This is a genomic window from Corallococcus llansteffanensis, from assembly GCF_003612055.1.
GTDB classification, from domain to species: Bacteria; Myxococcota; Myxococcia; order Myxococcales; family Myxococcaceae; genus Corallococcus; species Corallococcus llansteffanensis.
Genome location: NZ_RAWB01001216.1, coordinates 1 through 408, shown reverse-complemented (window position 1 = coordinate 408; position 408 = coordinate 1). Strand labels below are relative to the sequence as shown.

Annotated in this window: 1 protein-coding gene; it reads left to right on the top strand. The window is 56.6% G+C overall.

All coding sequences use genetic code 11. The features are described from left to right. Window positions 1-87: 87 nt before the first annotated feature. Window positions 88-408: CHAP domain-containing protein (locus D7V93_RS44230; protein WP_120648756.1), on the top strand; the 321-nt coding region annotated here is incomplete at its 3' end.

The window sequence follows — 408 nt, the reverse complement described above, 5'->3', positions numbered from 1 at the left end:
GTTGGATTTTCAGAAACGGCTCATGCATTTGCGGTCGTGCACCGTGTAGAAAGCAGGCTCCTCTGCCAACTTTCTCAGGAGCACGCAATGTATGACGGCATCTCAGCTGCAAACTATGCAGCAAGCAATATCGAGCCGAATAGTGTGGGCCGCTGCGCAGAATACGTGCGCAAGGCGATTGAATGGGGCGGTATTTCTTTGCAGCGCACCCGCTCGGCAAAGGACTACGGCCCATCATTGCTGGCCGCCGGGTTCCATGAGGCGATAGGCTCGCCGATGAAGGGAGACGTGATCGTGATTCAACCCGCCCCCGGGCACCCTCACGGACACATGGCGATCTACGATGGCTCCCACTGGATATCAGACTTCAAGCAGCTTCATGGTTTCTATCCTGGCCCGGCGTACAGA